This is a genomic window from Streptomyces sp. NRRL WC-3549, assembly GCF_000721935.1.
Classification (GTDB): domain Bacteria; phylum Actinomycetota; class Actinomycetes; order Streptomycetales; family Streptomycetaceae; genus Streptomyces.
On sequence record NZ_KL585383.1, the window covers coordinates 73705 to 77325 of the forward strand.

A 3621-nucleotide genomic window follows, 5' to 3' on the forward strand; every position below is an offset into this window, starting at 1 on the left:
CTCCCGCACGGCCGCCAGCCGCGCTTCGGGGACCCGGTCCGTCTTGTTCAGGACGACGAGGTCGGCCACCGTGAGGTGACGGCCGAGCTCCGGGTGCCGCTCACGGGTGTCCAGGAACTCGGCGGCGTCCACCACCTCGACCAGTCCCCCGTACCGGACGCGGGGGTTGTCGCTGGCCAGCAGCATCCGCACGAGTTCCTGGGGTTCGGCCAGGCCGCTCGCCTCGATGACGATCACGTCGAGACGGGCGGCCGGCTTGGTCAGTGTGGCCAGGAACGCGTCGAGCTCACCGGCGTCCACGGCGCAGCACAGGCACCCGTCACCCAGGGACACGGTCGAACCGACCTGACCCGCCACGGTCATGGCGTCGATCTCGATGGCGCCGAAGTCGTTGACGATCACCCCGATCCGGTTGCCGGCGCGGTTGCGCAGCAGGTGGTTGAGCAGGGTCGTCTTTCCGGACCCCAGAAACCCCGCGAGGACGACGACCGGGATCTGCGGGGCGGGGGGCGGGGTCAACGGGGGCCTTCCTCGGGGTCGCGTCAGGGTGCCGGCACGGGCTGGGGCGGCGGGGGCCCGGCGTAATGGGCCGCCGGGCGGATGATCTTGGAGTCCTCCGCCTGCTCCAGGATATTGGCGCTCCATCCGACCGTACGCGCCACGCAGAAGGTGGGGGTGAACATCTCGCGCGGCAGCCCGCACAGCTCCATGACGACTCCGGCGTAGAACTCGACGTTGGTGTGGAGCTCACGTCCCGGCTTGAGCTCGGCGAGGATGGCCTCGACCTGCCGTTCCACCTCGACGGCGAAGTCGACCAGCGGACCGCCGAATTCCTGCGCGACGGAGCGGAGCATGCGGGACCGCGGGTCCTCGGTGCGGTAGACGGGGTGCCCGAAGCCCATGATCCGGCCTCCGCCGAGGATCTGCTCGCGGACCCACCCGTCGATGCGGTCGGGGGTGCCGATGGCGTCCAGGGCGTCCAGGGCCCGGCTGGGCGCGCCGCCGTGCAGGGGCCCGGAGAGCGCGCCGACGGCGGCGACCAGACAGGCGGCCACGTCCGCTCCGGTGGAGGCGACGACTCTGGCGGTGAAGGTCGAGGCGTTGAAGCCGTGGTCGATGGTGGAGACGAGGTAGCGCTCGACGGCCCGGGCGCGCGGGGCGTCGGGCTCGGTGCCCGTGAGCATGTAGAGGTAGTTCGCGGCGAACGGCAGATCGTCGCGGGGAGCGACCGGTTCGAGCCCTTCACCGAGCCTGTGCAGGGCGGTCAGCAGGGTGGGAACCGCGGCACAGAGGGCGAGCGCGTCCTCGCGTCGCCGGTCTTCCGGGAGGTCGTAGACGGGCCGCAGGCCGGCACCGGACCCGAGCAGGGAGAGCGCGGTCCGGAGTCCGGCGAGGGGACCGGAAAGCGTACCGGCGCGGGCGATGCCGGGCAGCGCGGCGCTCACCTCCGCGGGCAGGTGCCGCAGGCCCGCGACACGGGCCGCGAAGCCGGCGCTCCGGGCGCCGTCGGGCAGCTCCCCGTGGAACATCAGGTACCAGACGTCCTCGAAGCTGCGCTTCCGGGCGAGTTCGATCGCCGAGTACTGGCGGTAGTGGTAGAAGCCCTCGCGACCACGGACGTCGCCGAGCGCCGTGTCGGTGACGACGACACCGGCCAGGCCCCGGGGCACGTCGAGCGGGGTGGCGTCAGCACGCAGAGCAGGCATGCCAGGCATATCGGAACACTCCTTCGGTCTTCCGGTGTGCTGCGCCGAGAAGTTGACGCATTGATTCGACTATTAATGATTGACCAAGTATGCGTCAATGTTGATTGAATCAATGCTCAGGCCACGATGCCTGCGGACGGCCTATGGATACGGTGGTCCCATGACGCGAGAGGAAGTCCGGGGAGCGGACACCGACGAGGCGGCGGGTCCCGGCACTCCCCCCGCGGGCCGTCGGCTCACCACCCGGGAGACGGCGGAGCTGCTGGGCGTGAAGCCCGAGACCGTCTACGCGTATGTCAGCCGCGGGCAGCTCAGCAGCGTGCGCACCCCGGGCAGTCGGGGCAGCACGTTCGACGCGGCCGAGGTGGAGGCGCTGGTCCGGCGCACCGGACGCATGGAGCGGGCCGCCCCTCCCCCGGCCGGCCGGCCGGTGATCCGTACCGGCGTCACGCTCATCGAGCAGGACCGGTACTACTACCGCGGTGTCGACGCGACGGAACTGGCCCGCCGCCGCAGCTTCGAGGAGGTCGCCGAGTTCGTCTGGACGGGCGAGCTCACGGCGGGCGCCCGTTTCGCCGCACCGCACGAGTCCCTGGCCGCCGCACGGCGCGCCGTGGCGTCCCTGCCGGAGCACAGCGGTTCGACGGACCGGCTGCGGGTGGCGGTGGTGGCCGCCGCCTCCGCGGATCCGCTCCGCTTCGACCTCTCGCCACCCGGGGTGCTGAACAGCGCTCGCGGCCTGATCCCCACGATGGTGGGCTCGCTCCCGCCGGCCGGCGGACAGCCGCTGGACGACGAGGAGGACGGCCCCCTGGCCCGCAGGCTGTGGCCGCGCCTCTCGCGCGTACCCGCCGACACCGCGTCACTGACCGTACTGGGGGCGGCCCTTTCCCTGCTGGCCGACCACGACCTGGCGGCGTCCACCCTGGCGGCGAGGGTGGCCGCCTCCGCCCATGCCCATCCGTACGCCGTGGTCTCCGCCGGGCTCGGCGTGCTGGAGGGCCCGCTGCACGGCGCCGCGAGCGGCCTCGCACACCGGATGCTGACCGAGGTCGTGGAACGGGGCAGTGCGGCACCGGTCGTCGCCGACCATCTGCGTACGGGGCGCCGGGTGCCGGGGCTGGGCCACCGCCTGTACCGGGGCGAGGATCCGCGCGCCGAGGTGCTGTTCGGCCTGCTCGCCGAGGTGCCCGGGACCGCCGCCGCCGCGGAGGCCGCCCGCGACGTGATCGCCACCACCGCCCGCCACGCACCGCTGCACGCCAACGTCGACCTGGCGCTGGCGGTCCTGTCCGTGTCCTGCGGCATGCCGGCGGACGCGGGTGAAACGGTGTTCGCGGTGGCCCGCACCGTCGGCTGGATCGCCCACGCCCTGGAGGAGTACGCCGAGCGGCCGCTGCGGATGCGGCCCAGCGGGCAGTACGACGGCCCGCGGCCACCGCGGCCCTTCCCCGGACCGGCGGGGCGGACCGGTTTTGCAAATTAGCTACACGCGGCCGGAAATTCCGCGGGAAGTCTCCACGCCGTCGGCGCGCGGTCAGCTCCGGGGCGGCCGGGCCGTCGACCCGCGCACCACCAGCTCCGGTTCGAAGAGCAGTTCGTCGGAGGGGACCGTGCGGCCGCCGATCTGCACCGACAGCAGCTCGACCGCGGCCCGGCCCATCGCCTCGATGGGCTGGCGCACCGTGGTCAGCGGGGGTTCGGTGCAGTTCATGAAGGCCGAGTCGTCGTACCCCACGACCGACACGTCCGCGGGCACGGACAGCCCCCGGCGGCGCGCGGCGCGCACCGCGCCCAGGGCGAGCGGGTCGCTGGCACAGATGATGCCGGTGACCCCCTGGTCCAGCAGCCGCATGGCGGCGGCCTGTCCGCCTTCCAGCGAGAACATGGCCCGGGCCACCCACTCGTCCGGCAC

General features: G+C 73.0%; 4 protein-coding genes. 1 reads left to right on the forward strand and 3 read right to left on the reverse strand.

All coding sequences use genetic code 11. The features are described 5' to 3' along the window. Together IH13_RS0102520 and IH13_RS0102525 are read right to left on the reverse strand one after the other, a co-directional pair. Positions 1–519: CobW family GTP-binding protein (locus IH13_RS0102520; RefSeq protein WP_031080652.1), on the reverse strand; the 519-nt coding region annotated here is incomplete at its 3' end. Between the two features lie 23 nt (positions 520–542). Next, positions 543–1706: a citrate synthase/methylcitrate synthase gene (locus IH13_RS0102525; protein WP_031080655.1), complete on the reverse strand. Its 1164-nt coding sequence runs from the start codon at positions 1704–1706 to the stop codon at positions 543–545. Positions 1707–1866: 160 nt separating this feature from the next. Between IH13_RS0102525 and IH13_RS0102530 the strand changes: the two genes are divergently transcribed. Further along, positions 1867–3192: a citrate synthase gene (locus IH13_RS0102530; RefSeq protein ID WP_031080657.1), complete on the forward strand. Its 1326-nt coding sequence runs from the start codon at positions 1867–1869 to the stop codon at positions 3190–3192. 51 nt (positions 3193–3243) lie between these two features. Here the strand turns inward: IH13_RS0102530 and IH13_RS0102535 are convergent. Beyond that, on the reverse strand, positions 3244–3621 hold a 378-nt coding region (locus IH13_RS0102535), incomplete at its 5' end, for a substrate-binding domain-containing protein (protein WP_031080659.1).

Excerpts from the sequence above, each read along its gene's own strand:
- IH13_RS0102525 (WP_031080655.1), bottom strand. The coding sequence starts at position 1,706 with ATGCCTGCTCTGCGTGCTGACGCCACCCCGCTCGACGTGCCCCGGGGC.
- IH13_RS0102530 (WP_031080657.1), top strand. The coding sequence starts at position 1,867 with ATGACGCGAGAGGAAGTCCGGGGAGCGGACACCGACGAGGCGGCGGGT.